This window comes from Methylibium sp. T29, assembly GCF_000576205.1.
GTDB classification, from domain to species: Bacteria; Pseudomonadota; Gammaproteobacteria; order Burkholderiales; family Burkholderiaceae_C; genus Methylibium; species Methylibium petroleiphilum.
Map to the genome: position 1 here is coordinate 1 of NZ_AZND01000012.1, position 26,797 is coordinate 26,797.

The following is a 26,797-nucleotide window of genomic DNA, read 5'->3' on the forward strand; positions in this document are numbered from 1 at the left end:
TTAGACGTCATTGCGCGAACTTCGCCGTCTTTGTGGGTGCGATCTTGTATTCCAGGTTCACTTGATCGAGGGCGTTTCCCGTGCCACGCACTTGAACCGAAAGTACTTTCGTAGCTAGGAAGTAGCCGGCTGTGTTTTGCCACACCAAGATCTCCCCGGCGTGTGGTGTGCGAACTCTTGACGATGGATCGTATTGCGTTGCGTCTTGAATCTGAGCGATGGCGGTGGCCCCACTGCTATTGCGACACTCCGAATGCTTGGGGGATCTGTGTAAGCGTGGATCGAATTGGCACCTGCGCGCGACCAAGCAGTTTCAAAGGCCATGTCGCCGGCTCCAAATGTGAATCTTCCGTTGTTGTTTGAGTAGTCGAAGGCAACAGTGCCAGAAGTTGCAGGCGAAACATAGCGCTCTGACCCAAAGGAGACGATCGGCGCCGTAACTGCAATCTCCGCTGCAAAAGGATTCCGTCCGAGTGGCGGGCGTGGCTTCACTTCCTGTCCGTGGATGTCTCTGATTAGCTCAGCGTATTTGGCTTCAAAGGCGAGATCGTCTCGAAAGTCAATAAACACGCGCGACGACAGGAATGTAGGGACCGGCCGTACAAGTGAATTCGCGCGAATCACTGGAATGATTCGGTCTGAAGTGACGTCTTGCATAAGCTGAGCGGTAAGGATCATCTTCTCGTAGCCGACTCCTCCTCGACCGGCATTCGCCTTGCCGACGTATGACTCGGTACAAACAGCAAGAACCCGGTGTGCCGCGGATAGGCCTTGCTCCATGAAATGCGGCAGGTCACCTCCGAGGCGTAGATCCCACTGATCGAGGACAACATCAACTCCGTTTGCGACGAGGCGCGTGGCCAGCGCCAAAACCCAGTCCTTGTGCACCTCGCTGTCGTGAGAATAGGAGACGAAGACTTTGGGCGCGGGAGAAGTCATCTGTTTGGGCTCTGAGGTCTAACTAGACTTAGACATGCGTGACCGTACCGGCGCTGTTGATCTAACGCAACCCCTGCGTAGGAGTCACGGCCAGCGCGACGCCCTGCAGAGAGTCCCTTTCTGTCCGATGGGCGCGGGCGTTAGGCGGCCTAAATTTCCTGGATGCCTGTTCGCGATCCGGAGCCCGCGGCGCCCGCTGAATCGACGACGACGACGCCACTCGCGCCGCCGCCCCGCCTGCTCGACCAGCTCCGCGAGCACATTCGAGTCAAGCACTACGCCTTGCGCACCGAGCGCACCTAAGTGGAATGGGTGCGTCGCTACATCCTGTTCCACGGCAAGCGCCATCCGCGCGACATGGGGGCGCTGGCGATCGAAGCGTTTCTCAGCCATCTGGCGCTGGAGCGTGGCGTGTCCTCGGCCACGCAGAACCAGGCCAAGGCGCCCTTGCTGTTCCTCTACAAGGAGGTGCTGGGCACGGTCGATCTGCCCTGGCTCGCCGAGGTGGTGGCCGCCAAGGCCTCGCGCCGTCCGCCGGTGGTGCTCACGCAGCGCGAGGCGCGCGAACTGCTGATGCCGTTCCACCGCACGCGCTGACCCGCCGGCTCCGGTCCGCCGCCGCCGACCGGTGTCTCTACGCCACCTTGCGTATTCCGCCGCCCGGGGGTTCTGCCTAACCTGCAGCGGTCCGTGAACTCAACCGATCCCCCGAGGAGGAAACACCCCATGTCCCACACCACCCGCCGCGCCTTTGCGGCCTCGCTTTCCGCCGTGGCGCTGGCCGCTGCCGGCGCCTTCGTGCCCAGCGCCTTCGCGGCCGACACCATCAAGGTCGGCGTGCTGCACTCGCTGTCGGGCACCATGGCCATCTCGGAAACCGTGCTCAAGGACACGGTGCTCATGACCATCGACGAGATCAACGCCAAGGGCGGCGTCATGGGCAAGAAGCTCGAGCCGGTGGTGGTGGACCCGGCCTCCAACTGGCCGCTGTTCGCCGAGAAGGCCAAGCAGCTGATCAGCCAGGACAAGGTGGCCGTGGTGTTCGGTTGCTGGACGTCGGTGAGCCGCAAGTCGGTGCTGCCGGTGTTCGAGGAAACCAACTCGCTGCTGTTCTACCCGGTGCAGTACGAGGGTGAGGAACTGTCCAAGAACGTGTTCTACACCGGTGCCGCGCCCAACCAGCAGGCCATCCCCGCGGTGGAATACCTGATGAGCAAGGACGGTGGCTCGGCCAAGCGCTTCGTGCTGCTGGGCACCGACTATGTCTACCCGCGCACCACCAACAAGATCCTGCGCGCCTTCCTCAAGAGCAAGGGTGTCGCCGAGGCCGACATCATGGAGGAGTACACCCCCTTCGGCCACTCCGATTACCAGACCATCATCGCCAAGATCAAGAAGTTCTCGTCGGAAGGCAAGAAGACCGCGGTGGTGTCCACCATCAACGGCGACTCCAACGTGCCCTTCTACAAGGAACTGGGCAACCAGGGCCTGAAGGCGACCGACGTGCCGGTGGTGGCGTTCTCGGTGGGTGAGGAAGAGCTCCGCGGTGTCGACACCAAGCCGCTGGTGGGCCACTTGGCGGCGTGGAACTACTTCATGTCGATCAAGAACCCGACCAACGCCGCGTTCATCAAGCAGTGGAGCGACTACGCCAAGGCCAAGGGCATCCCGGGCCACAAGGACAAGCCGCTGACCAACGACCCGATGGAGGCCACCTACATCGGCATCCACATGTGGGCGCAGGCGGTCGAGAAGGCCAAGTCGACCGACACCGACAAGGTCATCGCCGCCATGGCGGGCCAGACCTTCAAGGCGCCGGGCGGCTTCACCAGCACCATGGACAAGGAAAACCACCACCTGCACAAGCCGGTGTTCATCGGCGAGGTCAAGGCCGACGGCCAGTTCAACGTGGTCTGGAAGACGCCGGGCCCGGTGGTCGCCGATCCGTGGAGCGACTACATCGCCGAGAACAAGGGCAAGAAGAACGTGCCGGAGAAGAAGTAAGTCACGGGCAGCCGGCTCTCGATGTTGGCGCGCGCCGGCCGGGCCGGCGGCGATCGGACTGTCCACCCGGTCGCCGCCGGTCCTGCCGGCGCGCAGCCTTCTTTTTCTTCTTCTCATGGCTTCCTACTCTCCACGGTGACGACGAATTGAATGCCTTGCGTGCTTTCCTGCTGAGCCTGTGCGCCGCCGGGCTGCTGGGGCTGGCTGCGGCTCCCGCGCGTGCCATGACGCCCGCGCAGGCGCTCGCCATCTCGGCCGGCGACACCGACACCCGCGTCGCCGCCCTGCAGCAGGCCATCGCCGCGCTCGACCCGCGCGTGCCGGTGCTGGTGCAGGCGCTGCTGGACGGCGAGGTGAAGGTCGACGACCAGCGCGCCTACATCGTCGCGGCCGACGGCTCGGCCGTCGACGCCGCCACCGGCCAGCCGGCCACGCCCCCCGAGACCGCGGAAGACGCGGTCAACAACAACCGCATGCGTGGCGAGCTGCAGGCCGCGCTGGCCGCGCTGCAGCTCATCACCGGCGACCTCACGCAACGCCGCGCCGCCATCGGCTCGCTGCGCGAGGCGATGGACGAGGCCAAGCTGCCGCTCATCGAGCAGGCGCTGGCCAAGGAGGCCGACCCCGCACTCAAGGCCGAGCTGGAGACGCTGCGCGCCAAGGGCCTGATCGCCTCCACCGACCCGGCCAAGCGCCTGCAGGCCGCGCAGGCCCTGGCCAGCAGCACCACGCCGGCCACCCGCAGCCTGCTGCTCGAGCGCCTGAAGCCGGCGGCCGAGGGCGGCGAGGCCGACCCCGCGGTGCGCGCCGCGCTGCAGGCCTCGCTCGACGGCGTCAATTCCATGCTGGCCTGGGGCGAACGCGCCGGCGTCGTGTTCACCGGCATCAGCCTGGGTTCCATCCTGCTGCTGGCGGCGCTGGGCCTGGCCATCACCTACGGCTGATGGGCGTCATCAACATGGCGCACGGCGAGCTCATCATGATCGGCGCCTACGCCACCTACCTCACGCAGAACGCCTTCCGCGCCTGGCTGCCGGACCACTTCGACTGGTACATCGTCGCGGCCATCCCGCTGTCCTTCCTCACCGCGGCGGCGGTGGGCGCGGTGCTGGAGCGTGGCGTCATCCGCTTCCTCTACGGCCGGCCGCTGGAGACGCTGCTCGCCACCTGGGGCATCAGCCTGGTGCTGATGCAGGGCGTGCGCTCGCTGTTCGGCGCACAGAACGTGCCGGTGGAGAACCCGGCCTGGCTGTCGGGCGGCGTGCAGATCATGAGCAACCTGGTGCTGCCGTGGAACCGCATCGCCATCGTGGTGTTCGCGGCCATCGTGCTGGGCGGCATCGCCTTCCTGATCGCGAAGACGCGGCTGGGGCTGTTCGTGCGCAGCGTCACCCAGAACCGCCCCATGGCCTCGTGCATGGGCGTCAACACCGCGCGCGTCGACACGCTGGCGTTCGCGCTCGGGGCCGGCGTGGCGGGGCTGGCGGGCTGTGCGGTCAGCCAGGTCGGCAACGTGGGACCCGACCTCGGGCAGGGCTACATCGTCGACTCCTTCATGGTGGTGGTGCTGGGCGGCGTGGGCCAGCTCGCCGGCACCGTGTACGCGGCACTGGGGCTGGGCGTGATCAACAAGTTCCTCGAAGGCTGGGCCGGTGCGGTGCTGGCGAAGATCATCGTGCTGGTGTTCATCGTGGTGTTCATCCAGAAGCGGCCGCAGGGGCTGTTCGCATTGAAGGGGAGAGAGGCATGAGCGCCGTGCTGACGCCTCCTCTGCCCGTGGCACCGCCGCGCAGCCGCCTGCTGCAGGGCAAGGCCTGGACGGCGCTGCTGGCCGCGGTGATCACCGTGACCGTGCTGGTGCCGGTGCTGAACCTCGTGGTGCCGGCCGGCAGCGCCTTCCACCTGAGCGACTACGCGGTGGCGCTGATCGGCAAGATCATGTGCTACGCGATCTGTGCGCTGGCCATGGACCTGATCTGGGGCTACACCGGCATCCTGTCGCTCGGCCACGGCCTGTTCTTCGCGCTCGGCGGCTACGCGATGGGCATGTACCTCATGCGCCAGATCGGCCGCGACGGCAACTACCAGTCGGACCTGCCCGATTTCATGGTCTTCCTCGACTGGAAGGAGCTGCCCTGGCACTGGAGCTTCAGCGACTCCTTCGTGGCCACGCTGTTCCTGATCGTCGCGGTGCCGGGCCTGCTGGCCTTCGTGTTCGGCTTCTTCGCGTTCCGCTCGCGCATCAAGGGCGTGTACTTCTCGATCATCACGCAGGCGCTCACCTTCGCCGCGATGCTGCTGTTCTTCCGCAACGAAACCGGCTTCGGCGGCAACAACGGCTTCACCGACTTCAAGCGCATCCTCTCCATCCCGATCGCGCAGCCGTCCACGCGCATGGTGCTGTTCGTGCTGACCGGGCTCACGCTGATCGGCTTCTTCCTGCTGGCGCGCTGGCTCATCCACACCAAGTTCGGCCGGGTGCTGCAGGCCATCCGCGACGCCGAGAACCGCGTCATGTTCTGCGGCTACGAGCCGCTGAACTACAAGCTCGCGATCTGGACGCTGTCGGCGGTGATGTGCGGCATCGCCGGGGCGCTGTACGTGCCGCAGGTGGGCATCATCAACCCCGGCGAGATGTCGCCGGCCGCCAGCATCGAGATCGCGATCTGGGCCGCGGTGGGCGGCCGGGCCACGCTGATCGGCCCGATCGTCGGCGCCTTCTTCGTCAACTTCGCGAAGAGCTGGTTCACGCAGGTCTTCCCCGAGTTCTGGCTGTACTTCCTGGGCGCGCTGTTCATCGCCGTCACGCTGTTCCTGCCGGACGGCATCGTCGGCGGCGTGAAGCGGCTGCTGGGCCGCGGCAGCAAGGAGAAGCGCGCATGACGCCCGAGCTGATGGAGCCGGCGCCCGCACCCGCGAGCGCATGGCCGCGAAGCCCGAGGCCGGCAAGTCGGGCGGCCGGGCGGCGAGCTACAGCCGTGTGGTCGAACCGGGCACGCTGGACACCGCGCACGGCGGCATCCTGTACCTGGAGGACATCACCGTCAGCTTCGACGGCTTCCGCGCGCTGAACAAGCTGTCGCTGAACATCGCCGCCGGCGAGCTGCGTTGCATCATCGGCCCCAACGGCGCCGGCAAGACGACCATGATGGACGTGATCACCGGCAAGACGCGGCCCGACGCCGGCAGCGCCTTCTTCGGCTCCACCATCGACCTGCTGCGCCTGCGCGAGAGCCAGGTGGCGAGCATCGGCATCGGCCGCAAGTTCCAGAAGCCCAGCGTGTTCGAGCAGCTCACGGTGTTCGAGAACCTGGAGCTCGCGCTGAAGGCCGACCGCCGGCCGCGCGCGGCGGTGTTCGCCCGGCTGTCGGGCGCGCAGCTCGACCGCATCGGCGAGATCCTCACGCTCATCCACCTGAAGGGCGAGGCGCAGCGCCTGGCCGGGCTGCTGTCGCACGGCCAGAAGCAGTGGCTGGAGATCGGCATGCTGCTGATGCAGGACCCCAAGCTGTTGCTGCTCGACGAGCCGGTGGCCGGCATGACCGACGAGGAGACCGAGCGCACCGCGCAGCTCTTCGTGTCGCTGCAGGGCGCGCACTCGCTGGTGGTGGTGGAGCACGACATGAAGTTCATCGACGAGCTCACCCGCGACGACCCGGCCAAGAAGGTGACGGTGCTGCACGAGGGCAGCGTGCTGGCCGAGGGCTCGCTCGCGCAGGTGCAGGCGAACGACAAGGTGGTGGAGGTCTATCTTGGCCGCTGAACACACCATGCTGAAGGTCGAAGGCGTCAACCAGTACTACGGCGGTTCGCACATCCTGCGCGGGCTGGATTTCGAGGCGAAGGCCGGCGAGGTGACGGTCGTGCTGGGCCGCAACGGCGTGGGCAAGACCACGCTGCTGAAGAGCCTGGTCGGGCTGGTGAGCATCAAGTCCGGCAGCATCCGGCTCGACGGCGCCGAGGTGCAGCGCCTCACGCCCTACGAGCGCGTGCGCCGCGGCATCGGCTACGTGCCGCAGGGCCGCGAGATCTTCGGCCGCCTGACGGTCGAGGACAACCTGCGCATGGGCCTGGCCAGCAAGCCCGGCAGCACACCGATCCCGGCCGAGCTCTACGAGCTGTTCCCGGTGCTCAAGCAGATGCTCGGACGGCGCGGCGGTGATCTGTCGGGCGGGCAGCAGCAGCAGCTGGCGATCGCCCGCGCGCTGGCGGCCGGCCCCAAGCTGCTGATCCTGGACGAGCCGACCGAGGGCATCCAGCCCAGCGTCATCAAGGACATCGGCCGCGTGATCCGCAAGCTGGCCGATCGCGGCGACATGGCGATCATCCTGGTGGAGCAGTACTACGACTTCGCCGCCGAACTGGCCGACCAGTACCTGGTGATGGAGCGCGGCGAGATCGTGCTGCGCGGCCGAGGCGCCGACATGGAAACCGACGGCGTGCGCCAGCGCATGTCGATCTGAGCGCGCTGCCCCGCGCCGCCGGGGCGTGCATACTGCGCGCGCCCGGCGCGGCGGTTCTCAAGCGTGCGGCGGGCAGGCCGATAGCCGATCAAGCCCTATCCACACGCCATGACAGACCTGCTCGGATCCGTCGTCAGCCTCACCGGCTACCGTGACCGCGACCTGCTCGACGCAGCCGCGGTCACGATGCTGGCCGACTGGCTGCGACCGCTGAGCCTGAGCCTGTACCGCTGTGTGGGCGAGGCCGGCGACACGCGGCTGCTGCTGCAGGCGTGCGCCCGCGACGGCCCGCCGGCGGTGGCGGGCGATCCGCCGTGGACCCCGCTGGAGGCGCTGCCGTCGCTGGACGACTGGCTACCGCACCGCGACGCGCTGGCCGGCGGCGAACCGCTGCTGGCGCTGCCCACCAGCCGACCCGGCCCGAGGGGCCGGCCGGTGCTCCTGAATGTGTTCCCGCTGTGGGTTGGCACCGAACGCTTCGGTCTGGTCGAGGTGCTCGCCGAGAAGCCGCTCGACGCCGAACAGCTGCGCTTCGTCGATGCCGTGCTGAAGATCTACCGCAACCAGGTCGGCCTGCTCGACTACAGCGAGCGCGACACGCTGACCGGTCTGCTGAACCGCAAGACCTTCGACGAACAGTTCGGCAAGTGCCTGCTCGAGTGCGACGGCCCGGGGCCGCTGGCGCCGCTGTCGCCGTCGGCCGACGGCGGGCAGCAGCCCGAACGGCGCGCCCGCGCGTCGCTGCGCTACTGGATCGGCGTGGTCGACGTCGACCACTTCAAGCGCGTGAACGACAACTTCGGTCACCTGATCGGCGACGAGGTGCTGCTGCTGATGGCGCGCATCCTGCGCGGCGCCTTCCGGCATGGCGACCGGCTCTACCGCTTCGGCGGCGAGGAGTTCGTCGTGATGCTGCACGCCGATTCGCGCGTGCACGCGGCGCTCGCCTTCGAGCGCTTCCGCGCGCGCATGGAGACCTGCCGCTTCCCGCAGGTCGGCAGCGTCACGGTCAGCATCGGCATGACCGAACTGCGCGCCGACGACACCCCCAGCGCGGCCTTCTCGCGCGCCGACCTGGCGGTCTACCACGCCAAGCAGAACGGCCGTAACCAGCTGCAGTGCCACGACCAGCTGGTCGAGGGAGGCACGCTGGTCGAGGCGGGCGGCAAGGTCGGCGAGATCGAGCTGTTCTGACGCCGGTACCACGCCGGCACGGCAGCGCTTCGCTGCCGTAAGCGAAAACCTGCGGGCCAGCAACCCCCCTGAACGACAGACGGGACAGTCACGCCCGACCCCCTGGCGCCGACAGAATGCGCCGACTCGAAAACCTGGGGAGGACGACAAATGAGGCATCGGATTGCTGCGCTGACGCTGGTGGTGGGGCTGGCCGGTTGTGGGGGCGGGGGGCGGGGGGTGATGACCCGCAGGACGCTCCGGCCACGGATGCAACGCCGCTGGAAGGGGGCTACGAGCTCGCCAGCAGCACCGGCGCCCGCGGTGAGGCGCTGATCCTGGAGGACCGCACGTTCTGGGGCCTCAGCGGCTTCGAGTCGGGCGGCACGCTCTACGTCGACACGCTGACGCAGGGGACCGTGAGCCGCTCCGGCGCGACGGTGAGCGCGACCGATCTGCGCCAGTACGACTTCCTGAACGGCGTGGTCAGGACGACCGGCTTCTCGGGCTCGATGAAGGTGTCGGGCGTCGTGTCCGGCACGGTCAGCCCGAGCGGGGCGGCGGCCACCAACCTGACGCTGACGCCGGTGGCGGCTTCCGATTTCGACTACCACGCCGCCGCGAGCCTGGGCACGATCGTCGGCACATGGAACGGCGACTCGCTCGACGGCAGCAGCGGCAGCGTGACGGTGGGCGCCGGCGGCGCGATCACCGCCTCGCTGAGCGGCTGCAGCATCACCGGGAACGCGGCGCCGCATCCCAGCGGCAAGAACCTCTACGCCGTGTCGGTCACCTTCGGTCCGTCACCCTGCATCCTCGCCAACGCGACGGCCAGCGGGATCGCGATCATCGGCACCGCGCAGCAGCTGGTGGTGGCCCTGACATCCGCCGACCGCTCGGCCGGCACGGTGTTCCTCGGCGTGCGCTGACGGACCTCGGGCGCGCGGGCCCTCCCGCGTCGCCTCTGCCTCAGCGCGCCCCTTCACCACCGCATAGCGCGCCAGCGTGCGTTCGCGCGCCAGCTCATGGCGCACGATGGGCTCGGGGTAGTCGCGGCCGAGCACCAGGCCGGCGGCGACCAGGTCGAGCGGCTTGGCGTCCCACGGGGCGTGCAGCGCGGCGTCGGGCAGGGCGGCGAGCTGCGGCAGGTAGCGGCGGATGAACTTGCCCTGGGCGTCGAATTTCTGGCTCTGGCTCACCGGGTTGAAGATGCGGAAGTAGGGCTGGGCGTCGCAGCCGCTGGAGCTGGCCCACTGCCAGCCGCCGTTGTTGGCGGCGAGGTCGTAGTCGTTCAGCTTCTCGGCGAAATAGCGCTCGCCGCGGCGCCAGTCCAGCCCCAGGTCCTTGCACAGGAAGCTCGCCACCACCATGCGCAGCCGGTTGTGCATGTAGCCGGTCTGGTTGATCTGGAGCATGGCCGCGTCGACCAGCGGGTAGCCGGTGCGGCCCTCGCACCAGGCGGCGAACAGCGCGTCGGCATGCTTGCCATGCTCCCACTTGATCTTGTCGTATTCGGGCTTGAAGCTGCGCTCGACGACCTGTGGGTGGTGGTGCAGCACCTGGTGGTAGAAGTCGCGCCAGATCAGTTCCGACAGCCAGACCTCGGCGCCGCGCGAGCCGGCGCGCGCGCGGTCCCAGGCCAGCCGCGCCAGCTCGCGGATCGACAGCGTGCCGAAGCGCAGGTGCACGCTCAGGTAGCTGGGGCCCTTGACGGCGGGGAAGTCGCGCGTCTGGTCGTAGCGATCGATGCGCTCGTCGCTGAAGTCCTCCAGCAGCGCGCGGCCGCCGGCGGTACCGGGGGCGAGCTTCAGCGCCGCCAGGTTGGTGGGTTCGAAGCCGATGGCGGCCAGCGTGGGCACGCCCGCGGCCTCACCCGCCGGGCGCGGCGCCAGCGCGCCGGCATGGCGGCCCACCGGGTAGGCCTGCAGGTAGAAGGGCTCCAGCTTCTTCAGCCAGGCGTTCTTGTAGGGCGTGAACACGCCATAGGGCGTGCCGGCGGCGGTCAGCACCTCGTCGGTGTCGAACACCACCTGGTCCTTGGCCGGGTGGAAGGCGATCCCGGTCTGGGCGAGCGCGCCGCGCACCTGGGCGTCGCGCGCCACGGCGGCGGGCTCGTAGTCGGTGTTCGCGTAGACCGCCTGCACGTGCAGTGCGGCGGCCAGTCGCGGGATTTCGTCGCGCGCGCGGCCGTGACGCACGATCAGCCCGACGCCCTCGGTGCCGTGGCTGCGGCCCAGGGTGTGCAGCTGCGCATCGAGGTCGACCAGGCTGTCGCGGATGAACTCGACGCGGCGGTCGGTGCGCGGCAGCGGGTCCAGGATCTCGGTGTCGAACACGAACGCCACCCAGACCCGCCGCGCAGCGCGCAGCGCATGGTAGAGCGCGGCATGGTCGTGGGCGCGCAGGTCCCGGCGGCACCACACCAGCGCGGCGTCGAGTGTTTTTCCGGAGGCCTTGTCCATGCGCCGGAGTGTGCCCGGTCACTACAATCGCCGCATGGGCTCGGACTCCGCCACCAACCTGACGAATCAGTTCCTGATCGCCATGCCCGGCATGGCCGACGACAACTTCGCCGGCTCGGTGGTCTACCTGTGCGAGCACACCGAGCGCGGCGCGCTCGGCCTGGTGATCAACAAGCCCAGCGACATCAAGCTGGGCCGCCTGTTCGAGAAGGTCGACCTGCCGCTCGACCGCGAGGAGCTGGCGGAGCAGCCGGTCTACCTCGGCGGGCCGGTGCAGACCGAGCGCGGCTTCGTGCTGCACGAGCGCGGCGAGGACGACGCGGCCGACATCGACGCCGATGGCGCCACCTACACCTCCTCGCTGCGCATCCCCGGCGGCATGGCCATGACCACCAGCAAGGACGTGCTCGAGGCCCTGGCCAACGGTGCCGGCCCGAAGCGCGTGCTGGTCACGCTGGGCTATGCCGGCTGGAGCGCCGGCCAGCTGGAGGACGAGATCGCCCGCAACGGCTGGATCACCGTCGACGCGAAGCCCGAGGTGATCTTCGAGACGCCGACCGAGCAGCGCTACGACAAGGCGCTGTCGCTGCTGGGCATCGACCCGCGCATGTTGAGCAGCGAAGCGGGCCATGCCTGAGCCGGCCGGCGCCCCGCAGCCCCTGCAGACCCTGCTCGCTTTCGATTTCGGCCTCAAGCGCACCGGGGTGGCCACCGGCAACACGCTGACGCGCAGCGCCCAGCCGCTGCGCACCGTGGCGGCCGAGGGCGACGCGCGCTTCGACGCCATCGCGAAGCTGATCGCCGAATGGCAGCCGGCCGCGCTGGTGGTCGGCGTGCCGTTCCACCCCGACGGCGCGCCGCACGACAATACCCGGCGCGCGCAGCGTTTCGCCCGCCAGCTGCACGGCCGCTTCCGGCTGCCGGTGCACGAGGTCGACGAGCGCTGGTCCACCACCGAGGCCCTGTCCGACGGGGCGCGCGACGCCGATGCCGCCGCCGCGGCGATCCTGCTCGAACAGTATTTCCGGGAGCACGCATGACGACCCTGCACCTCGACGCGGAAGCGCTCTACGCCGATCTGCTGGCGCGGGTGAGGCCGCTGCTCAAGCCCGAGACCGTGCTGGTCGGCATCTGGTCGGGCGGCGCCTGGCTGGCCGAGCGGCTGCAGCGTGACCTGGGACTGGCCGGCCGCCACGGCGTGATCTCGAGCGCGCTGCACCGAGACGACTTCGGCTCGCGCGGCATGAGCGCCACCACCGACGCGACGGCGCTGCCGTTCGAGATCGAGGGCCGCCACATCCTGCTGATCGACGACGTGCTCTACACCGGCCGCACGGTGCGCGCGGTGATCAACGAACTGTTCGACTTCGGCCGCCCGGCCAGCGTCGGCCTCGCGGTGCTGGTCGACCGCGGCGGGCGCGAACTGCCGATCGAGCCCGCCGTGTCGGCCGCCCGCGTGTGGTGCCGCGCCACCAGCGGCTCGCGCTGGTGCGCGACGAGGCCGGCGGCTTCACACTCCAACTCGAAAGCGCCTGATGCTGAACAAGCGCAACCCGCAGCTCAACGCCCACGGCGAGCTGATCCACCTGCTGTCGATCGAAGGCCTGCCGAAGGCGGTGCTGACGCAGATCCTCGACACAGCGGGCACCTTCCTGAGCGTCAACGACCGCGAGGTGAAGAAGGTGCCGCTGCTGCGCGGCAAGAGCGTGTTCAACCTGTTCTTCGAGAACAGCACGCGCACGCGCACCACCTTCGAGATCGCTGCCAAGCGCCTCAGCGCCGACGTCATCAACCTCGACATCGCGCGCAGTTCCACCGCCAAGGGCGAGAGCCTGCTCGACACCATCGCCAACCTGTCGGCGATGCACGCCGACATGTTCGTGGTGCGCCATGCCGAGAGCGGCGCGCCCTACCTGATCGCGCAGCACGTGGCGCCCCACGTGCACGTGGTCAACGCCGGCGACGGCCGTCACGCGCACCCCACGCAGGGGCTGCTCGACATGTACACGATCCGCCACTACAAGAAGGACTTCAGCAACCTCGTGGTGGCGATCGTCGGCGACATCGTGCACTCGCGCGTGGCGCGCTCCGACATCCACGCGCTCACCACGCTGGGCGCGGCGGAGGTGAGGGCGGTCGGCCCGCGCACCCTCGTGCCGGCCGACCTGAAGCACATGGGCGTGCGCGTCTGCCACGACATGAGCGAAGGCATCCGCGACGCCGACGTGATCATCATGCTGCGGCTGCAGAACGAGCGCATGAGCGGTGCGCTGCTGCCGAGCGCCGGCGAGTACTTCAAGAGCTTCGGCCTCACCGAGGAGAAGCTCGCGCTCGCCAGGCCCGACGCCATCGTGATGCACCCCGGCCCCATCAACCGCGGCGTGGAGATCGACTCGGCGGTGGTCGACGGCAGGCAGAGCGTGATCCTGCCGCAGGTGACCTTCGGCATCGCGGTGCGCATGGCGGTCATGAGCACGATCGCGGGGAACAACGCATGAAGATCCTGATCAGCAACGGCCGCGTGGTCGACCCGGCCTCGGGCCGCGACGAGCGGGCCGACATCGCCATCGCCAACGGTCGCATCCTCACGATCGGCAAGGTGCCGGCCGACTTCGCGCCGGAGCGCACCATCGACGCCGCCGGCCTGGTGGTGGCGCCCGGCCTGGTGGACCTGGCCGCGCGCCTGCGCGAGCCCGGCCACGAGCACGAGGGCATGCTCGAGAGCGAGCTGGCCGCCGCCGCCGCCGGCGGCGTGACCAGCATGGTCTGCCTGCCCGACACCGATCCCACGCTCGACGAGCCCGGGCTGGTGGAGATGCTCAAGTTCCGCGCCCGCAAGCTCAGCCGCTGCCGGCTGTTCCCGCTCGGCGCGCTGACGCGCGGCCTCGGCGGCGAGGTGCTGACCGAGATGGCCGAGCTCACCGAGGCCGGCTGCGTGGGCTTCTCGCAGGCCGACGCGGTGCTGCGCGACACGCAGGTGCTGTCGCGCGCGCTGCAGTACGCGGCCACCTTCGGCTACACGGTGTGGCTGCGGCCGAACGATCCCTGGCTGGGCTCGGGCGTGGCGGCCAGCGGTGCGGTCGCCACGCGGCTCGGGTTGTCGGGCGTGCCGGTGGCGGCCGAGACGATCGCGCTGCACACGCTGTTCGAGCTGGTGCGGTCCAGCGGCGCGCGCGTGCACCTGTGCCGGCTGTCCAGCGCGGCCGGCGTGGCGCTGCTGCGCGAGGCCAAGGCCGAGGGGCTGCCGGTCACGGCCGATGTCAGCATCAACTCGCTGCACCTGACCGATGTCGACATCGGCTACTTCAACCCGGCCATGCGCCTGGTGCCGCCGCTGCGCCAGCAGCGCGACCGCGACGCGCTGCGCGCCGGGCTGGCCGACGGCACGATCGACGCGCTGGTGTCCGACCACACGCCGGTCGACGAGGACGCCAAGACCCTGCCGTTCGCCGAGGCCGAACCCGGTGCCACCGGCCTGGAGCTGCTGCTGAGCCTGGCGCTCAAGTGGGGCGAGGACAGCGGCGCCGGCCTGCGCCGCGCGCTCGCCACCGTGAGCTGCGAGCCGGTGCGGGTGCTGGGCGACGCGCTCGGTTCGCTCGCCTCCAGCGCGGGCCGCCTCGTCGAGGGCGGGGTGGCCGATGTCTGCGTGTTCGACCCCGAGGCGCGCTGGACCGTCGCGCCGGCCGCACTGCGCAGCCAGGGCAAGCACACGCCGTTCGCCTTCGACACCAGCGGTTTCGCGCTGCCGGGGCGCGTGCGCGCCACCTTGGTCGCCGGCCACGTGGCGCACGAAGCTACGCGCGACGCGGCATGAGCGCTCGTCGCGTCACCGCCGCGCCACCCTGATGCCGCGCCGTCTGCGTGCCGCGTGGCGCCTGCTGCGCGTGCTGCTGCACGTGTTGCACGGCCTGGCCATCGTGCTGACGATGTTCCGCGCGCTCGGGCGTACCGAGCGGCGCGAGCGCGTGCGCTGGTGGGCCGCCAAGATGCTGCGCGTGGCCGGGGTCGGAGCCCGGCGCAGCGGCGAGCCCTGGCCCGGCGGGGCGTTGCTGGTCGCGAACCACATCTCCTGGCTGGACATCGTGGCCATCCACGCCTTCTGCCCGCAGGCGCGCTTCGTGTCCAAGGCCGACGTCCGGCACTGGCCGCTGCTGAGCCGGCTGACCGAGGCGGCCGACAGCCTCTACCTCGAGCGCGAGCGCAAGCGCGACGCGCTGCGCGTGGTGCACCAGATGGCCGAGGCGCTGACGGCCGGCGACACCGTGGCGGTGTTCCCCGAAGGCACCACCGGCGAGGGCCACGCGCTGCTGCCCTTCCACGCCAACCTGCTGCAGGCTTCCATCGCCACCGGCACGCCGGTGCAGCCGGTGGCGCTGCGCTACCGCGACCGGCACGACGAGGTCAGCAAGGCGGTGGCCTACGTCGGCGACACCACGCTGGTGCAGAGCCTGTGGTGGGTGGCCTGCGCCGAGGGTCTGCAGGTGCACCTGCAGTTCCTCGCGCCGCAGGCCAGCGCGCAGGCCGATCGCCGCGCGCTCGCCGAGCGCCTGCGCGCCGCGATCGACGAAGCCCTGCAGACGCCACCGACCACATGACGTGCGCAGTGCGGCTATGTCCGCATTGCTGCGCCGTCGATCACCCCCTGCTGTTCCCGCAGGTTCCGCCGTCACCGGCACAGAGAGCGGCCGAACGTCGAGGGGACGCCGTGCAGTTGCTCAAACTGGTCGCGCACCACATCAAGGTCGGTGTGCCCTTGCCGTTCGGCGTGCGCAACGAAGAGGGCAAGCTGCTGCTGGCCTGCGGCCAGGTCGTGGCCAGCGAGGCCCAGCTCGAGGCGCTGCTCGACCGCGGCGCCTATGCCGACGTCGAGGAGATCAATACGACTTCCCGGCGCTCGTCGATGCCTTCGCCGGCGAGTTCATCGCGCGGGTCGATTGCGATCCCGATGTGGCGATCTACGGCTCGATCCGCCAGGACCCGCGGCGCCTGTGGAGTACGGCGTGGCGCATGCGTTGCACACCGCGCTGGCGGGCCAGTTGAGGGCGCGTCGCGTCGGCTGGGCCGAGGAGCGCGTGGCGGCGCTGATCAAGGAATACGGCCTCTATCCGCCGGGCGACTTCGTGCGGCTCGCCTCCGGCGAACTGGCGTCGTCACAAGCCGCGGGCCCAGCGCCCATGCGCCGATGGTGGCTGCCATCGCCGACCGCGCCGGCCTGCCCACGGTGCGCACCACGCCGCGCGACACCGCCCAGCCGGGCTGCCAGATCGCCGGCCGGGCGACCGACCTGCAGCTCGTGCTGCGCGTGGTGCCGGAGCGGCTCTACGGCCTGGTGGGCTGAGGCACGGCCTCAGCCGTCCGCCTGCAGCGCGGACACTGAGGCCGCCTGCGCGGCGGCGTCGGCCCCGCCCAGGTAGTACTTGGACGTGGGCTTCAGGTTGGCGTCCAGGTCGTAGACCAGCGGGATGCCGTTCGGGATGTTCACGCCCACGATATCGGCGTCGGAGATGTTGTTCAGGTGCTTCACCAGCGCGCGGATGCTGTTGCCGTGCGCCACGATCACCAGCCGCTGGCCGGCGGCGATGGCCGGGGCCAGCGTGCCGTACCAGAGCGGCAGCACGCGCGCCACGGTGTCCTTCAGGCACTCGGTCAGCGGCACCTGGTTGGCCGCGAGCTTCGCGTAGCGCACGTCGCTGCGCTCGCTGCGCGGGTCGTTCGCCTCCAGCGGCGGCGGCGGCACGTCGTAGCTGCGGCGCCAGAGCAGCACCTGCTCGTCGCCGAACTGCTTGGCCATGTCGGCCTTGTTCAGGCCCTGCAGGCCGCCGTAGTGGCGCTCGTTGAGGCGCCAGTCCTTGATGACCGGCAGCCAGGTGCGGTCCATGCCGTCGAGGCAGTGCCAGGCGGTCCAGATCGCGCGCTTGAGCACCGAGGTGTAGACGGTGTCGAAATCGATGCCGGCCTGCTTCAGCAGCCGGCCGGCCTGCTGGGCCTGGGCCACGCCGGTGGGAGTGAGTTCCACGTCGGTCCAGCCGGTGAAGCGGTTCTCGAGGTTCCAGGTCGATTCGCCGTGGCGGATCAGCACGAGTTGGGTCATGAGGCGGGTCGCGGCAGCAATGGGAATAGCCGCAGATTCTAGAATCGCTGTCTTTCCGCCTCCCTGACCGCGCCGGCCGCGCGCGCCCCCACCGTGAAGTTTCTCCTCGACAACTGGTATCTGGTCCTCGCTGCGCTCGCCTCGGGCGGTCTTCTGGTCTGGCCGCTGATCGCTCGCGGCGGCGGCCCGAACCGCGTGTCCACCGCCGAGGCGGTGATGCTGATCAACCGCGAGAAGGCGGTGCTGATCGACGTGAGCGAGCCCGCCGAGTACGCCGCCGGCCACGCCAGCAACGCCCGCAACATCCCGCTCGCCGGGCTGGAGAGCGGCGCCAAGGGCCTGCCCACCAACAAGAGCCTGCCGGTGCTGGTGATCTGCCCGACCGGCGCGCGCGCCAACCGCGCCGTCGCCACCTTGCGCAAGCTCGGCTACGAGAAGGCCAGCATCGTGATCGGCGGCCTGGCGGCCTGGCGCGAGGCGCAACTGCCGGTGGAGAAGTCGGCGGCCTGAGCGGGCCCGGGCCTATCGACGAGATAGCGCCAAATGCCGCGCATTGCCGCGCAAATCAAACCCGCAGCCCGGCAAGGACGTGTCGATTCCGTGACACTGGCGGCTCGTTCCACCGATTGCCCGCCATGTCGTCCTCCACCGTCAAGATGTTCACCACCCAGGTCTGCCCGTTCTGCATCCGGGCCAAGGCACTGCTGAAGCAGCGCGGCGTGGAGCAGATCGAGGAGATTCGCATCGACCTCGACCCCGCGCAGCGCGACGCCATGATGCAGGCGACCGGCCGGCGTACCGTGCCGCAGATCTTCATCGGCGACACCCATGTGGGCGGCTGCGACGAACTCATCGCGCTCGACCAGCGCGGCGGCCTGATGCCGCTGCTGCAGCAGCAGTCCCCGGCCTGACTGACGGCAGGCCGGCAAGCCGGTCGCTGCCACCCCGCTGCGACATAATCCGGCGGTTCCATGCCCCAGGGCCCGCCGACGTCGACGACGGCGGGCCGTTTGTTTGTTCAAGGCCCTCCAACCCGCGATGCCTCCCACGGCCCCGCGGTTCGAGCCGGCCCAGCCCCTGACGGATGCCCACCATGGCCGAGCAAGACTCCAACCCCGTGTTCCAGATCCAGCGCGTCTACCTCAAGGACGTGTCGCTGGAGCAGCCCAATTCGCCGCAGATCCTGCTCGAGCAGTCGCAGCCGCAGGTCGACATCAGCCTGGCCGTCAATGCCGAGACCGTGGCCGACGGCATCTACGAGGTGTCGGTGACCGCCACGGTCACCACCAAGGTCGCCGACAAGACGCTGTTCCTGTGCGAAGCCAAGCAGGCCGGCATCTTCGAGATCCGCAACCTGCCCGACGGCCAGACGCAGCCGGTGCTGGGCATCGCCTGCCCCGGCATCGTCTACCCCTACCTGCGCGCGACGGTGGCCGACATCATCACCCGTGCCGGCTTCCCGCCGGTGCACCTGGCCGAGGTGAACTTCCAGGCCATGTACGAAGCCCAACAGCAGGCCGCCGCGCAGCAGCAAGGCGCGGTGAGCAACGGCAACGGCGGCTCGCCGATCATCACCAACGCCTGATCCGCGCCGCCAGCCCGGCCCGCCGCGCATGCGCATCACGGTCCTCGGCGCCGGTGCCTGGGCACGGCTCTCTCCGTCGGCATCGCGCCGCGGCACGACACCCTGCTGTGGGCGCGCGATGCCGCCCAGGCCGCGCACATCGAGGCCAGCCGCGACAACCGGCGCTACCTGCCCGGCGTGGCGCTGCCCGCCGCGCTGCGCCTCACGGCCGACCTGGACATGGCGATCGCGCACGCCCAGGCGGACGGCGGCCTGATCGTCATCGCCACGCCCATGTCGGGCCTGCGCGAGATGCTGGCCCGCTGTGCCGCCAGCGGCGCCGGGCTGTGGTGGCTGTGCAAGGGCTTCGAGGCCGGCACCGGCGCACTGGGCCACGAGGTGGCGCGCGAGGTGGCGCCGGCAGCCCGCGTGGGTGTGCTGTCGGGACCGAGCTTCGCGCTCGAGGTCGCGCGCGGCCAGCCCACCGCGCTGGTGGCCGCCAGCACCGACGAGGCGCTGCGCAACCAGGCCGTCGAGGCCTTCCACAGCGAGTCGCTGCGCGTCTACACCTCCGCCGACCCGGTGGGCGTGGAGGTCGGCGGCGCGGTCAAGAACGTCATCGCCATCGCCACCGGCATTGCCGATGGCATGGGCCTGGGCCTCAACGCGCGCGCGGCGCTCGTCACGCGCGGCCTGGCCGAGATCACGCGCCTGGGCACGGCGCTGGGCGCGCGCGTGGACACCTTCATGGGCCTCAGCGGCCTCGGTGACCTGGTGCTCACCGCCACCGGCGATCTGTCGCGCAACCGCCAGGTCGGCCTGCAACTGGCCCAAGGCCGCTCGCTGCCCGAGGTGCTGGCCGCGCTGGGCCACGTGGCCGAGGGCGTGTACAGCGCCGCCACCGTGCTGGCGCGCGCGCAGGCGCTGGGCGTCGACATGCCCATCACCGCCGCCGTGGTGGCGGTGCTCGACGGGCGGCTGACGCCGGCGCAGGCGCTGGAGCGGTTGATGCGGCGGCAGGCGAGGGCCGAAGGCCACGCGCCGGACTGAGCGCGTCCCGCTCTCGCATCGCATCGACGTGACTGGCTGTACGCAGCCTCCCGTCAGGACGTCGCTCTTGGTTACGCCTCTGCCCTGTTGTTGCAGGGAAATGCACGCATCGCCGCTCAAACTCCTGCGACCCCCAACGCAGGAGACGCCTTGTTCACCCGATACCTCGCCGTCTGGCTGCTGGTCCTGACCGGTCTGACGGGCCTGGCGCCCGTCGCAGCGGCGCAGCCTGCACAGGCGGCCGCTGTGTCCGGTCCGACCGCCTACCCCTCCGAAGCCTCGCAGTGGCCGGGCAAGGGCGTCGTGCGCGTCTTCGGCTGGATGGTCGACAACCGCCGCGAATTCTGGCGGCAGCGCGAGCACGAGCGGGGCCGGGTGGTGTTCGCCGGCGATTCACTGGTCGCCGGCTGGCGCACGCTGAAGCAGGACTTCCCCTCCGTGCCGGTGGCCAACCGGGGCATCGGCGGCGACGTCAGCCGCGGCCTGCTGTTCCGCTTCCAGGAGGACGTGCTCGATCTTCAACCGACGGCCGTGGTGATCCAGATCGGCACCAACGACCTCAGCGCCCAGCAGGCCCCGGCCGACACCGTGTCCAACCTCGTCGCGATGATCGAGATGGCGCGCCGGCACGACCGCGGGCTGCCGATCGTCGTCTGCACCGTGCCGCCGCGTGCCCACCCGCAGGCGCCGATCGATCCGGCGAAGTGGAGGGAGCTCAACGCCGGCATCCGGGCGCTCGCGGATCGGCAGGCGGGCGTCAGTGTGGTCGAACTGGCCGAGCCGCTGTCGGCATCCGACGGATCGATCGACCCGCGCTACTTCGCGACCGACAGGCTGCACCTGTCGGCGCAGGGCTACGAGCGCTGGACATCGGCACTCGAGCCCGTCCTCGCGCCGCTGCGCACGAGCCGCCGCTGATGCGCCTCGCCTCCGACGCCCGGTCATGAACGCGCGAGCGCCGTCCTCCCCGGTCGCCGCACCGCCCATCGGTGCGGCCGCCACGGCCTATCTCGACGCACTCAGGGCGATTGCCGCCAATCTGGTGATCGGCTCGCACATCGTGCTGATCCACTTCGACGGGAAGATCCGCTACCCGGGCGGCAGCCTCGCGGTGGCGGTCTTCTTCCTGCTGTCGGGTTTCCTGATCACGCAATCGATGCTGAACTGGGCCGCGCGGCCCGGTCCCCGCCTGCCCGGCTTCCTGGCCGATCGGGTCGCCCGCATCATGACGCCCTTCGTGCCCGCCTTGCTGCTCATCGTGCTGGCCAACGGGTGGCTGATCTCCTCGCACTGGGGCGCGCCCGAGGTCAACACCGGCCTGCGGCCCTTCCTCGGCAACCTGCTGCAGCTGCAGGATCACAGCATTTTCCAGTTCCTCGAGATGCTGCGCCTCGACATGCCCTGGCGCATCCGGCCCTACAATACCGCCGAGCCGTTCTGGACCGTGTCGGTCGAGATGTGGATCTACGTCGCGATGGGCCTGTTCGCCTTCTGTGTGCTGTGCCAGGAGCGGCTGCGCCGCCGCTACCTCTGGCCGCTGGCCGCGCTGAGCTTTCCGGTGCTGGTGTGGAACGCCGCTGCCGGCGGCGGCAAGTCGCTGACGCTGATCTGGCTCGTCGGTGCGGCGGCCGGATGGGCGTTCGCTCGACTGCCGGCCTACCGCCGCAGCGGCTGGCTGGCCGTGTGGCTGGTGGCCCTGGGTTCGGTGGCGCTGGCGGGCCGCGCAGCCAAGATCGGCTTCGACCCCTACGACCTGCAGACGGCGGCCCTGATCGCGCTGGTGATGTTCGGCGTGCTGTGCCATCTCCTGAATGCCCGCTCCGTTCCCGCTCCCGTCGAACGGGCGTGCCGCTTCTTCGCGTCCTACAGCTACAGCCTCTATCTCATCCACAACACCGTGCTGATCGTCGTCTGGGAGACGACCCGTGGCGCGCCCCGCTGGCTGGCCATCGTGGGCGGCGTGCTGCTCTCGCACCTGGTCGCCTACGGGCTCTATCTCGCGTTCGAGCGCCACTACCGCCATGTGGCGCGTTGGCTGAGGCCGCGTTTCGAGCAGGCACTGCTGCCGCGTTCGCGCCCGGCCCGGCTGCCGACGGCTCACGGGACGGTCGGTCTCGAGGCCGCCTCGCGCTTCTGAACCGGAGAAACCTACAGTCACGCTCGTCACGTTTGTTGCGGCGCAGCAAGTGCGTAAACTGCACCGATGAATATTCACGTTCCCGCAGCGCGCGCACCCGGTGGACGGGTCGATGCGCAGCGGGCCGTCTCGAGCGAGGCCGGAGCGTCCGGTGGGGCGGCGCGCGCCGCTCGCCCGCTGCTGCCGGTGGCAGCCGGGCTGCTGCTGCTCTACCTGCCCAGCATCACGGACCTCGCGCAGGGCCTGTGGCAGACCGACACCCACTCGCACGGCCCCATCGTGCTGGCGGTCGTCGTCTGGCTCTTCTACCAGCAGATCCGGCCGGCACTCGCCGACGGATCGGCAGGCTCCAGCGCGCGGCGGTCGGTGCCGGGCTGGCTGCTGCTCGCCGTGGGGCTGTTGGTCTACGTGCTCGGGCGTTCGCAGTCCTTCCCGGTCCTGGAGGTGGCGTCGCTGCTGCCGGTGCTGTTGGGCTGCTCGCTGCTGCTGCTGGGCGCGCCCACCACGCGAAGGCTGTGGTTCGCTTTCCTGTTCCTGTGCTTCCTGATCCCGATGCCGGGTTCGATGGTCGACGCGATCACGCAGCCCCTGAAGATCGGCGTTTCTTACGTTGTCGAACATCTGTTGCACGCCGCCGGCTACCCGATCGCCCGTGCCGGCGTGGTCCTGACCGTCGGCCAGTACAAGCTGCAGGTGGCCGACGCCTGCTCGGGCCTGAACTCGCTGTTCATGCTGGAGGCCTTCGGGCTGCTCTACCTCAACGTGGTCCGCCACGCATCGGCCCTGCGCAATGCGGTGCTCGCGGTGCTGATCGTGCCGATCTCGTTCGCTTCCAACGTGCTGCGCGTCGTGGTGCTGGTGCTGATCACCCACCACTACGGCGACGCCGCGGGGCAGGGCTTCATTCATGGCTTCTCGGGCATGGTGCTGTTCGCCGCGGCGCTGTGCATGACGGTGCTGGCCGACACCGCCCTGCGCCGGCTCCCCGCGTTGCGCGGCGTCCGGCACGAGGCGCCGCAATGAGCGCGGCCCTGACGACGCCCACGGCATCGGCGGGCGCCCGCGCGGGCCTGTCCTGGCGTTCGAGCCTCGCCGTGTTCCTGCTGATGCTGCTGGCCGCCGTGGCGGCCTGGCAGCTCACGCCTCGCGCGCTGCCGGGCGCGGCGGGCGCGGGTCCGCTGCCGCAGCTCGAACTGGCGGTGCCCCCGGTCATCGGCGAGTGGCGGCTCGTGCCCTCGCTGCGAGAACAGGTCGATCTGGCGGTCGACCGCGACGGCGAACGGCTCATCAGCCAACCCTATGACCAGACCCTGCTGCGCACCTACCAGAACGTGCGCGGGGAACAGATCCTGCTCGCGGTGGCCTACACCCGGCAGCAGAGCCAGGAGGTCAAGGTGCATCGGCCCGAGGTCTGCTACACGGCCGTCGGCTTCGAGGTGCTGTCGCTCGATCCGGCCCGCCTGGGTGTGGCGGCCGCAGGCACGCAGCCCGTCGACGGCATGCGCATGGTGGCGCGCAGCATGCACCACACCGAGGCCGTCAGCTACTGGATCCGCATGGGCGGCATCTACAGCCAGAACGCGTTCGACACCCGCCTGCACCTGCTGGCCGAGGGGCTGCAGGGCCGCCTGCGAGACGGCGCGCTGGTGCGCGCCTCACGCATCGTCGCCGACCCGCGCGAAGCAGCGGCGGCCTATCCGCAGATCGAGCACTTCCTGTCCGAGTTCACTGCAGCGTTGACGCCCGAGGTGCGTGCGCTCCTGCTCCTCTGAACCCCACCATGCCTGTCGAACCTTCTGCCTCACCGGCCGCCGCAACCCGCGTCCTGCTCGTGATCCCCACGCTCAACGAGGCGGCCCACATCGACGGCCTGCTCGCAGGGCTGCTGGCGGATCCGCCGGCCTCCGCGAGCTGGCGCATCATCGTCGTCGACGGCGGCAGCACCGACGGCACCGTCGAGAAGGTCCAGGCCGTGGCAGCGCAGCAACCCGCGGTGCAGTGGCTGCACAACCCGGCGCGCATCCAGAGCGCGGCGCTCAACCTGGCGGCGCGGCAGTTCGGCCGCGAGGCCGACGTGCTGATCCGCTGCGACGCCCACGCCGTCTACCCCGCCGGCTTCTGCCAGCGCCTGCTCGATACGCTGGCCCGTTCCGGCGCCGATGCGGTGGTGGTGCCCATGGACTCCATCGGCCACGGCTGCCTCGAGCGCGCCGTGGCCTGGGTGTCCAATTCGCCGGTCGGCACCGGCGGCTCGGCGCATCGCGGCGGCCACCGCAGCGGCTTTGTCGACCATGGCCATCACGCCGCATTCCGCATGGACATGTTCCGCCGCGCCGGCGGCTACGACGAGAGCTTCACGCACAACGAGGACGCCGAGCTCGACTGCCGGCAGCGCGCCCTCGGTGCCCGCATCTACCTGGACGCCGACATCCGCCTCGGCTACCACCCGCGCAGCAGCCTGCCGGCGCTGGCGCGTCAGTACTTCCGCTACGGCGCCGGACGCTCGCGCACTGCGCGCCGCCATCCGGGCTCGCTGCGCCTGCGGCAGCTTGCCGTGCCCGCGCATCTGCTGCTGTCGGTGCTGGCTGTCGCGATCAGTCCCTGGTTCGCCGGGCTGCTGGCGTGGCCGGCGTTCTACGTCGGCGTGCTGCTGCTCACGTCGCTGCTGATGGCGGTGCGGCACCGCTCGGCCTGCGGCCTGCTGGCCGGCGTGGCCGCCGCCACCATGCACACGGCCTGGGCGCTGGGCTTCCTGTCGGGTCTGGTGGGCCGGCGCGAGCAGGCCTGGCAGCCGGTGCTGGCCGCCCCCCTGTGGCCCGCTGAAACGAGAGCCCCCGCCTGATGAACCCGTCCACCTTGAACGTTCTGCTGGTCGATCCCTCGCTGTTCACCGCACCCTACGACGCGGCGCTCACCGAAGGACTGCTTGCGGCCGGCGTGCAGCCCACGTGGGCCGTGCGGCCCACACGCAAGGGCGACCGCCCCGAGCTCCCCGAGGCCCACGTCGACCCCTTCTTCTACAAGGTCATCGACGAGGCCCCGGGCCTGCCGCGTGCGCTGCGTGCCCTGGCCAAGGGCCTGTCGCACGCGATCGGCCTGCTGCAGCTGTGCCGGCGCGTGGTGGTGCGCCGCCCGGCGGTCGTGCACTTCCAGTGGGTGGTGGTGCCGCCGCTCGACACGCTGGCCATCCTGTTCATCCGCATGCGCTGCCCGGTCGTTCTGACCGTGCACGACACGGTGCCCTTCAACGGCGAGCGCATGTCGCTGCTGCAGAACCTGGCGTTCGATCTGCCCATCAAGCTGGCCGACCGCGTGATCGTGCACACCCTGGCCGGCCGCGAGCGGCTGGTGAAGCGCGGCGTGTCGGCCGGCAAGCTGGCCGTGATCCCGCACGGCCCGCTGCGCCTGCAGGCCACGCCGTCGCCGGCCGGCCTGCGGCGTGACGACCCGCGCTGGAGCTTCGTGCTGTTCGGCGAGATCAAGCCCTACAAGGGGCTCGACGTGCTGATCGAGGCAGTGGCCCGCCTGCCGGCCGATGTGCGCCGCCAGTCGCGCTTCATCGTGGCCGGTCGGCCGCGCATGGACCTCGCGCCGCTGCAGGCCCGCATCGCGGAGCTGAAGCTCGACGACGCGATCGAGCTGCGCCCCCAGCGCCTCTCGGAACAGGAGATGGCCGATCTGTTCGCCCAGGCCCATGCCTTCGTGTTCCCCTACCGCCAGATCGACGCCAGCGGCGTGTACTACCTCGTCAAGTCGCTCGGCAAGTGGATGATCGCCAGCCGCGTCGGCATCTTTGCCGAAGACCTGCAGCACGGCACGCAGGGCGCGCTGGTGCCGCCGGAAGACATCGGCGCACTGGCCACGGCGCTGGCCGACGCGGTGATCCACCGCTCCATGCCGCGACCCCTGCCGCCCGGCAGCACCTGGGCCGGCATCGGCGTCACGACGCGGGTGCTGTACCAGCAGGCCATCGACGCACGCTCCGCACGCGCCCGGCCTCCCAAGGTCCAACCGCAGCCGCCGGCGCAATGAACAACCGCCGCCTTCTCACCGCCCGACTGGCCGTGATGGCCGCTGCGGCCACCTGCGGACCCGGCCTGCTGACGGCCTGCGCGCAACCGCAGGGCGGGAGCGTGGCCGCCAGCGTGCCCAGCCAGCCGGTCGCGCCGGTGCGCGAATCGGGCTACAGGCTGGTGAAGAACTGGGACTTCAAGACGCTGATCCGCGACGACGCCGCGCTGCGCAAGGAGTTCTTCACCCGCTACATCTTCGCCAACGGCACGCTCGATCACGTGAACGACGAGTGGAGCCGCTATCGCGACAACAACAACCACGTCTTCACCGACACCGGCCTGTCGCTGGTGGCCCGTGCGCCCGGCGAACTGAAGCCCGGCAAGGTGGAGAGCGGCATGCTGCGTTCGCGCTGGAGCGGCCAGTACGGCGTGTACGAGATCCGCATGAAGGCGCCGCCGGGTCGCGGCACCTGGCCCGCGTTCTGGCTCAACCCGCAGGACCAGACCTGGCCACCCGAGATCGACGTGGTGGAGATCGTGAACAACGGCGACGGCGGCACGCGGCGCAGCTTCCACTTTCTGCACGGCGTGGGCACCAAGAACGCGAAGCAGCGCGTCAGCAGGCTCGACGCGCAGAAGACCTATGTGCCGGGCACCGATTTCGCCGAACAGTTCCACGTGTTCTCGGTCGAGTGGACACCCGACAGCGTGCGCCACTACGTGGACGGGGTGCTGGTGACCGACCGCGACTACCTCTGGGTGCACAACGACGGCCGGGACGCCGGTGCGGCCCATGTGCTGGTCAACCTGGCCATCGGCGGCAACTGGCCCGGCCCGCCGAACGCCGCGTCGCTGCCGGCCAGCCTCGAGATCGACTACATCCGCGTCTGGCAGCGCTGAA

General features: G+C 69.9%; 26 protein-coding genes and 3 pseudogenes. 24 read left to right on the top strand and 5 right to left on the bottom strand.

Annotated elements, in window-relative coordinates; genetic code table 11:
• Positions 1 to 114: 114 nt before the first annotated feature.
• Entirely contained in the window at positions 115 to 939 is an 825-nt protein-coding gene (locus tag x551_RS24030) for a toll/interleukin-1 receptor domain-containing protein (protein WP_197028743.1), read from the bottom strand.
• Positions 940 to 1,242: 303 nt separating this feature from the next.
• On the opposite strand from x551_RS24030, the gene x551_RS03430 reads away from it, so the two are divergent.
• The 7 genes and pseudogenes from x551_RS03430 to x551_RS03460 all read left to right on the top strand — a co-directional run bounded on the left by x551_RS03430 (position 1,243) and on the right by x551_RS03460 (position 8,600).
• The gene (locus tag x551_RS03430; RefSeq protein ID WP_051495597.1) at positions 1,243 to 1,536 is read left to right on the top strand and encodes a phage integrase N-terminal SAM-like domain-containing protein; all 294 of its coding nucleotides are present in this window, start codon (positions 1,243 to 1,245) and stop codon (positions 1,534 to 1,536) included.
• Between the two features lie 129 nt (positions 1,537 to 1,665).
• Positions 1,666 to 2,943, top strand: a complete 1,278-nt coding sequence (gene urtA, locus x551_RS03435; RefSeq protein ID WP_011828297.1) for an urea ABC transporter substrate-binding protein — start codon at positions 1,666 to 1,668, stop codon at positions 2,941 to 2,943.
• A gap of 224 nt (positions 2,944 to 3,167) precedes the next feature.
• Positions 3,168 to 4,693, top strand: a pseudogene (urtB, locus tag x551_RS03440) (urea ABC transporter permease subunit UrtB).
• Entirely contained in the window at positions 4,690 to 5,826 is a 1,137-nt protein-coding gene (gene urtC / locus x551_RS03445; RefSeq protein WP_011828299.1) for an urea ABC transporter permease subunit UrtC, read from the top strand. The pseudogene urtB and the gene urtC overlap by 4 nt, the downstream one beginning before the upstream one ends.
• Positions 5,823 to 6,706 (top strand): annotated as a pseudogene (urtD, locus tag x551_RS03450) (urea ABC transporter ATP-binding protein UrtD). The gene urtC and the pseudogene urtD overlap by 4 nt, the downstream one beginning before the upstream one ends.
• A 7-nt stretch (positions 6,707 to 6,713) precedes the next feature.
• Positions 6,714 to 7,406, top strand: coding sequence for an urea ABC transporter ATP-binding subunit UrtE (urtE, locus tag x551_RS03455; protein WP_036230728.1), 693 nt, complete (start codon positions 6,714 to 6,716; stop codon positions 7,404 to 7,406).
• Positions 7,407 to 7,514: 108 nt separating this feature from the next.
• Complete coding sequence (locus x551_RS03460) at positions 7,515 to 8,600, top strand: GGDEF domain-containing protein (RefSeq protein ID WP_011828302.1); 1,086 nt, start codon at positions 7,515 to 7,517, stop codon at positions 8,598 to 8,600.
• A 782-nt stretch (positions 8,601 to 9,382) separates the two neighbouring features.
• Here the strand turns inward: x551_RS03460 and x551_RS03470 are convergent.
• On the bottom strand, positions 9,383 to 11,041 hold the full coding sequence (locus tag x551_RS03470) for a deoxyribodipyrimidine photo-lyase (protein WP_253950289.1): 1,659 nt from the start codon (positions 11,039 to 11,041) through the stop codon (positions 9,383 to 9,385).
• A gap of 34 nt (positions 11,042 to 11,075) precedes the next feature.
• Here x551_RS03470 and x551_RS03475 point away from each other — a divergent pair, with 34 nt between their 5' ends.
• Together x551_RS03475 and ruvX are read left to right on the top strand one after the other, a co-directional pair.
• A complete protein-coding gene (locus tag x551_RS03475; RefSeq protein ID WP_011828305.1) occupies positions 11,076 to 11,678 on the top strand; it encodes a YqgE/AlgH family protein in 603 nt (200 codons plus the stop codon).
• Positions 11,671 to 12,081, top strand: coding sequence for a Holliday junction resolvase RuvX (gene ruvX, locus x551_RS03480; RefSeq protein ID WP_036230702.1), 411 nt, complete (start codon positions 11,671 to 11,673; stop codon positions 12,079 to 12,081). The genes x551_RS03475 and ruvX overlap by 8 nt, the downstream gene beginning before the upstream one ends.
• 28 nt (positions 12,082 to 12,109) lie before the next feature.
• Here ruvX and x551_RS26845 read toward each other — a convergent pair whose 3' ends face one another.
• Positions 12,110 to 12,340 carry a hypothetical protein gene (locus tag x551_RS26845; protein ID WP_036247556.1) on the bottom strand — a complete coding sequence of 77 codons (231 nt, stop codon included), beginning with the start codon at positions 12,338 to 12,340 and terminating at the stop codon, positions 12,110 to 12,112.
• A 21-nt stretch (positions 12,341 to 12,361) separates the two neighbouring features.
• Positions 12,362 to 12,562, bottom strand: coding sequence for a hypothetical protein (locus x551_RS26850; RefSeq protein WP_036247559.1), 201 nt, complete (start codon positions 12,560 to 12,562; stop codon positions 12,362 to 12,364).
• A gap of 14 nt (positions 12,563 to 12,576) precedes the next feature.
• Between x551_RS26850 and x551_RS03495 the strand changes: the two genes are divergently transcribed.
• From x551_RS03495 to x551_RS24955, 4 genes are all read left to right on the top strand, one after another.
• Positions 12,577 to 13,539: an aspartate carbamoyltransferase catalytic subunit gene (locus x551_RS03495; RefSeq protein WP_036247562.1), complete on the top strand. Its 963-nt coding sequence runs from the start codon at positions 12,577 to 12,579 to the stop codon at positions 13,537 to 13,539.
• On the top strand, positions 13,536 to 14,855 hold the full coding sequence (locus tag x551_RS03500) for a dihydroorotase (RefSeq protein ID WP_036247565.1): 1,320 nt from the start codon (positions 13,536 to 13,538) through the stop codon (positions 14,853 to 14,855). Before x551_RS03495 ends, x551_RS03500 begins: the two co-directional genes overlap by 4 nt.
• Positions 14,856 to 14,886: 31 nt before the next feature.
• Positions 14,887 to 15,636, top strand: a complete 750-nt coding sequence (locus x551_RS03505) for a lysophospholipid acyltransferase family protein (protein ID WP_036247566.1) — start codon at positions 14,887 to 14,889, stop codon at positions 15,634 to 15,636.
• 110 nt (positions 15,637 to 15,746) lie between these two features.
• The gene (locus x551_RS24955; protein WP_152543389.1) at positions 15,747 to 16,379 is read left to right on the top strand and encodes a hypothetical protein; all 633 of its coding nucleotides are present in this window, start codon (positions 15,747 to 15,749) and stop codon (positions 16,377 to 16,379) included.
• 9 nt (positions 16,380 to 16,388) lie between these two features.
• On the opposite strand, the gene gpmA is transcribed toward x551_RS24955, so the two are convergent.
• A complete protein-coding gene (gpmA, locus tag x551_RS03515; RefSeq protein ID WP_011828313.1) occupies positions 16,389 to 17,132 on the bottom strand; it encodes a 2,3-diphosphoglycerate-dependent phosphoglycerate mutase in 744 nt (247 codons plus the stop codon).
• Between the two features lie 93 nt (positions 17,133 to 17,225).
• Between gpmA and x551_RS03520 the strand changes: the two genes are divergently transcribed.
• The 11 genes and pseudogenes from x551_RS03520 (at position 17,226) to x551_RS03570 (ending at position 26,796) form a co-directional block, all read left to right on the top strand.
• The gene (locus x551_RS03520; protein ID WP_036230695.1) at positions 17,226 to 17,642 is read left to right on the top strand and encodes a rhodanese-like domain-containing protein; all 417 of its coding nucleotides are present in this window, start codon (positions 17,226 to 17,228) and stop codon (positions 17,640 to 17,642) included.
• Between the two features lie 125 nt (positions 17,643 to 17,767).
• Positions 17,768 to 18,043, top strand: coding sequence for a glutaredoxin 3 (gene grxC / locus x551_RS03525; protein ID WP_011828315.1), 276 nt, complete (start codon positions 17,768 to 17,770; stop codon positions 18,041 to 18,043).
• 182 nt (positions 18,044 to 18,225) lie between these two features.
• Positions 18,226 to 18,717: a protein-export chaperone SecB gene (secB, locus tag x551_RS03530; protein ID WP_036230692.1), complete on the top strand. Its 492-nt coding sequence runs from the start codon at positions 18,226 to 18,228 to the stop codon at positions 18,715 to 18,717.
• 28 nt (positions 18,718 to 18,745) lie between these two features.
• A pseudogene (locus x551_RS03535) lies at positions 18,746 to 19,746 on the top strand (NAD(P)H-dependent glycerol-3-phosphate dehydrogenase).
• 150 nt (positions 19,747 to 19,896) lie between these two features.
• The gene (locus tag x551_RS03540; protein ID WP_036230685.1) at positions 19,897 to 20,664 is read left to right on the top strand and encodes an SGNH/GDSL hydrolase family protein; all 768 of its coding nucleotides are present in this window, start codon (positions 19,897 to 19,899) and stop codon (positions 20,662 to 20,664) included.
• Positions 20,665 to 20,689: 25 nt separating this feature from the next.
• A complete protein-coding gene (locus tag x551_RS03545; protein WP_036230682.1) occupies positions 20,690 to 21,883 on the top strand; it encodes an acyltransferase in 1,194 nt (397 codons plus the stop codon).
• A 66-nt stretch (positions 21,884 to 21,949) separates the two neighbouring features.
• A complete protein-coding gene (gene xrtB, locus x551_RS03550; RefSeq protein WP_036247569.1) occupies positions 21,950 to 22,906 on the top strand; it encodes an exosortase B in 957 nt (318 codons plus the stop codon).
• Complete coding sequence (locus x551_RS03555; protein WP_036247573.1) at positions 22,903 to 23,655, top strand: exosortase C-terminal domain/associated protein EpsI; 753 nt, start codon at positions 22,903 to 22,905, stop codon at positions 23,653 to 23,655. Before xrtB ends, x551_RS03555 begins: the two co-directional genes overlap by 4 nt.
• An 8-nt stretch (positions 23,656 to 23,663) precedes the next feature.
• Positions 23,664 to 24,725, top strand: coding sequence for a glycosyltransferase family 2 protein (locus x551_RS03560; protein WP_036230676.1), 1,062 nt, complete (start codon positions 23,664 to 23,666; stop codon positions 24,723 to 24,725).
• The gene (locus x551_RS03565) at positions 24,725 to 25,915 is read left to right on the top strand and encodes a glycosyltransferase (protein ID WP_036247575.1); all 1,191 of its coding nucleotides are present in this window, start codon (positions 24,725 to 24,727) and stop codon (positions 25,913 to 25,915) included. The genes x551_RS03560 and x551_RS03565 overlap by 1 nt, the downstream gene beginning before the upstream one ends.
• Positions 25,912 to 26,796 carry a glycoside hydrolase family 16 protein gene (locus tag x551_RS03570; RefSeq protein ID WP_036230670.1) on the top strand — a complete coding sequence of 295 codons (885 nt, stop codon included), beginning with the start codon at positions 25,912 to 25,914 and terminating at the stop codon, positions 26,794 to 26,796. The genes x551_RS03565 and x551_RS03570 overlap by 4 nt, the downstream gene beginning before the upstream one ends.
• The last annotated feature ends 1 nt before the right edge of the window (position 26,797 follow it).

Bases quoted from the DNA above. Each gene is read 5' to 3' on its own strand.
- urtE (WP_036230728.1), top strand. From the start codon at position 6,714: ATGCTGAAGGTCGAAGGCGTCAACCAGTACTACGGCGGTTCGCACATC.
- x551_RS03555 (WP_036247573.1), top strand. From the start codon at position 22,903: ATGAGCGCGGCCCTGACGACGCCCACGGCATCGGCGGGCGCCCGCGCG.
- grxC (WP_011828315.1), top strand. From the start codon at position 17,768: ATGTCGTCCTCCACCGTCAAGATGTTCACCACCCAGGTCTGCCCGTTC.
- x551_RS03500 (WP_036247565.1), top strand. From the start codon at position 13,536: ATGAAGATCCTGATCAGCAACGGCCGCGTGGTCGACCCGGCCTCGGGC.
- x551_RS03470 (WP_253950289.1), bottom strand. From the start codon at position 11,041: ATGGACAAGGCCTCCGGAAAAACACTCGACGCCGCGCTGGTGTGGTGC.
- secB (WP_036230692.1), top strand. From the start codon at position 18,226: ATGGCCGAGCAAGACTCCAACCCCGTGTTCCAGATCCAGCGCGTCTAC.
- x551_RS03570 (WP_036230670.1), top strand. From the start codon at position 25,912: ATGAACAACCGCCGCCTTCTCACCGCCCGACTGGCCGTGATGGCCGCT.
- x551_RS03560 (WP_036230676.1), top strand. From the start codon at position 23,664: ATGCCTGTCGAACCTTCTGCCTCACCGGCCGCCGCAACCCGCGTCCTG.
- x551_RS03475 (WP_011828305.1), top strand. From the start codon at position 11,076: ATGGGCTCGGACTCCGCCACCAACCTGACGAATCAGTTCCTGATCGCC.
- x551_RS26845 (WP_036247556.1), bottom strand. From the start codon at position 12,340: ATGTGGCGGCCCTCGATCTCGAACGGCAGCGCCGTCGCGTCGGTGGTG.
- urtC (WP_011828299.1), top strand. From the start codon at position 4,690: ATGAGCGCCGTGCTGACGCCTCCTCTGCCCGTGGCACCGCCGCGCAGC.
- x551_RS03505 (WP_036247566.1), top strand. From the start codon at position 14,887: ATGCCGCGCCGTCTGCGTGCCGCGTGGCGCCTGCTGCGCGTGCTGCTG.
- xrtB (WP_036247569.1), top strand. From the start codon at position 21,950: ATGAATATTCACGTTCCCGCAGCGCGCGCACCCGGTGGACGGGTCGAT.
- x551_RS03495 (WP_036247562.1), top strand. From the start codon at position 12,577: ATGCTGAACAAGCGCAACCCGCAGCTCAACGCCCACGGCGAGCTGATC.
- urtA (WP_011828297.1), top strand. From the start codon at position 1,666: ATGTCCCACACCACCCGCCGCGCCTTTGCGGCCTCGCTTTCCGCCGTG.
- x551_RS03460 (WP_011828302.1), top strand. From the start codon at position 7,515: ATGACAGACCTGCTCGGATCCGTCGTCAGCCTCACCGGCTACCGTGAC.
- ruvX (WP_036230702.1), top strand. From the start codon at position 11,671: ATGCCTGAGCCGGCCGGCGCCCCGCAGCCCCTGCAGACCCTGCTCGCT.
- x551_RS03565 (WP_036247575.1), top strand. From the start codon at position 24,725: ATGAACCCGTCCACCTTGAACGTTCTGCTGGTCGATCCCTCGCTGTTC.
- gpmA (WP_011828313.1), bottom strand. From the start codon at position 17,132: ATGACCCAACTCGTGCTGATCCGCCACGGCGAATCGACCTGGAACCTC.
- x551_RS24030 (WP_197028743.1), bottom strand. From the start codon at position 939: ATGACTTCTCCCGCGCCCAAAGTCTTCGTCTCCTATTCTCACGACAGC.
- x551_RS03545 (WP_036230682.1), top strand. From the start codon at position 20,690: ATGAACGCGCGAGCGCCGTCCTCCCCGGTCGCCGCACCGCCCATCGGT.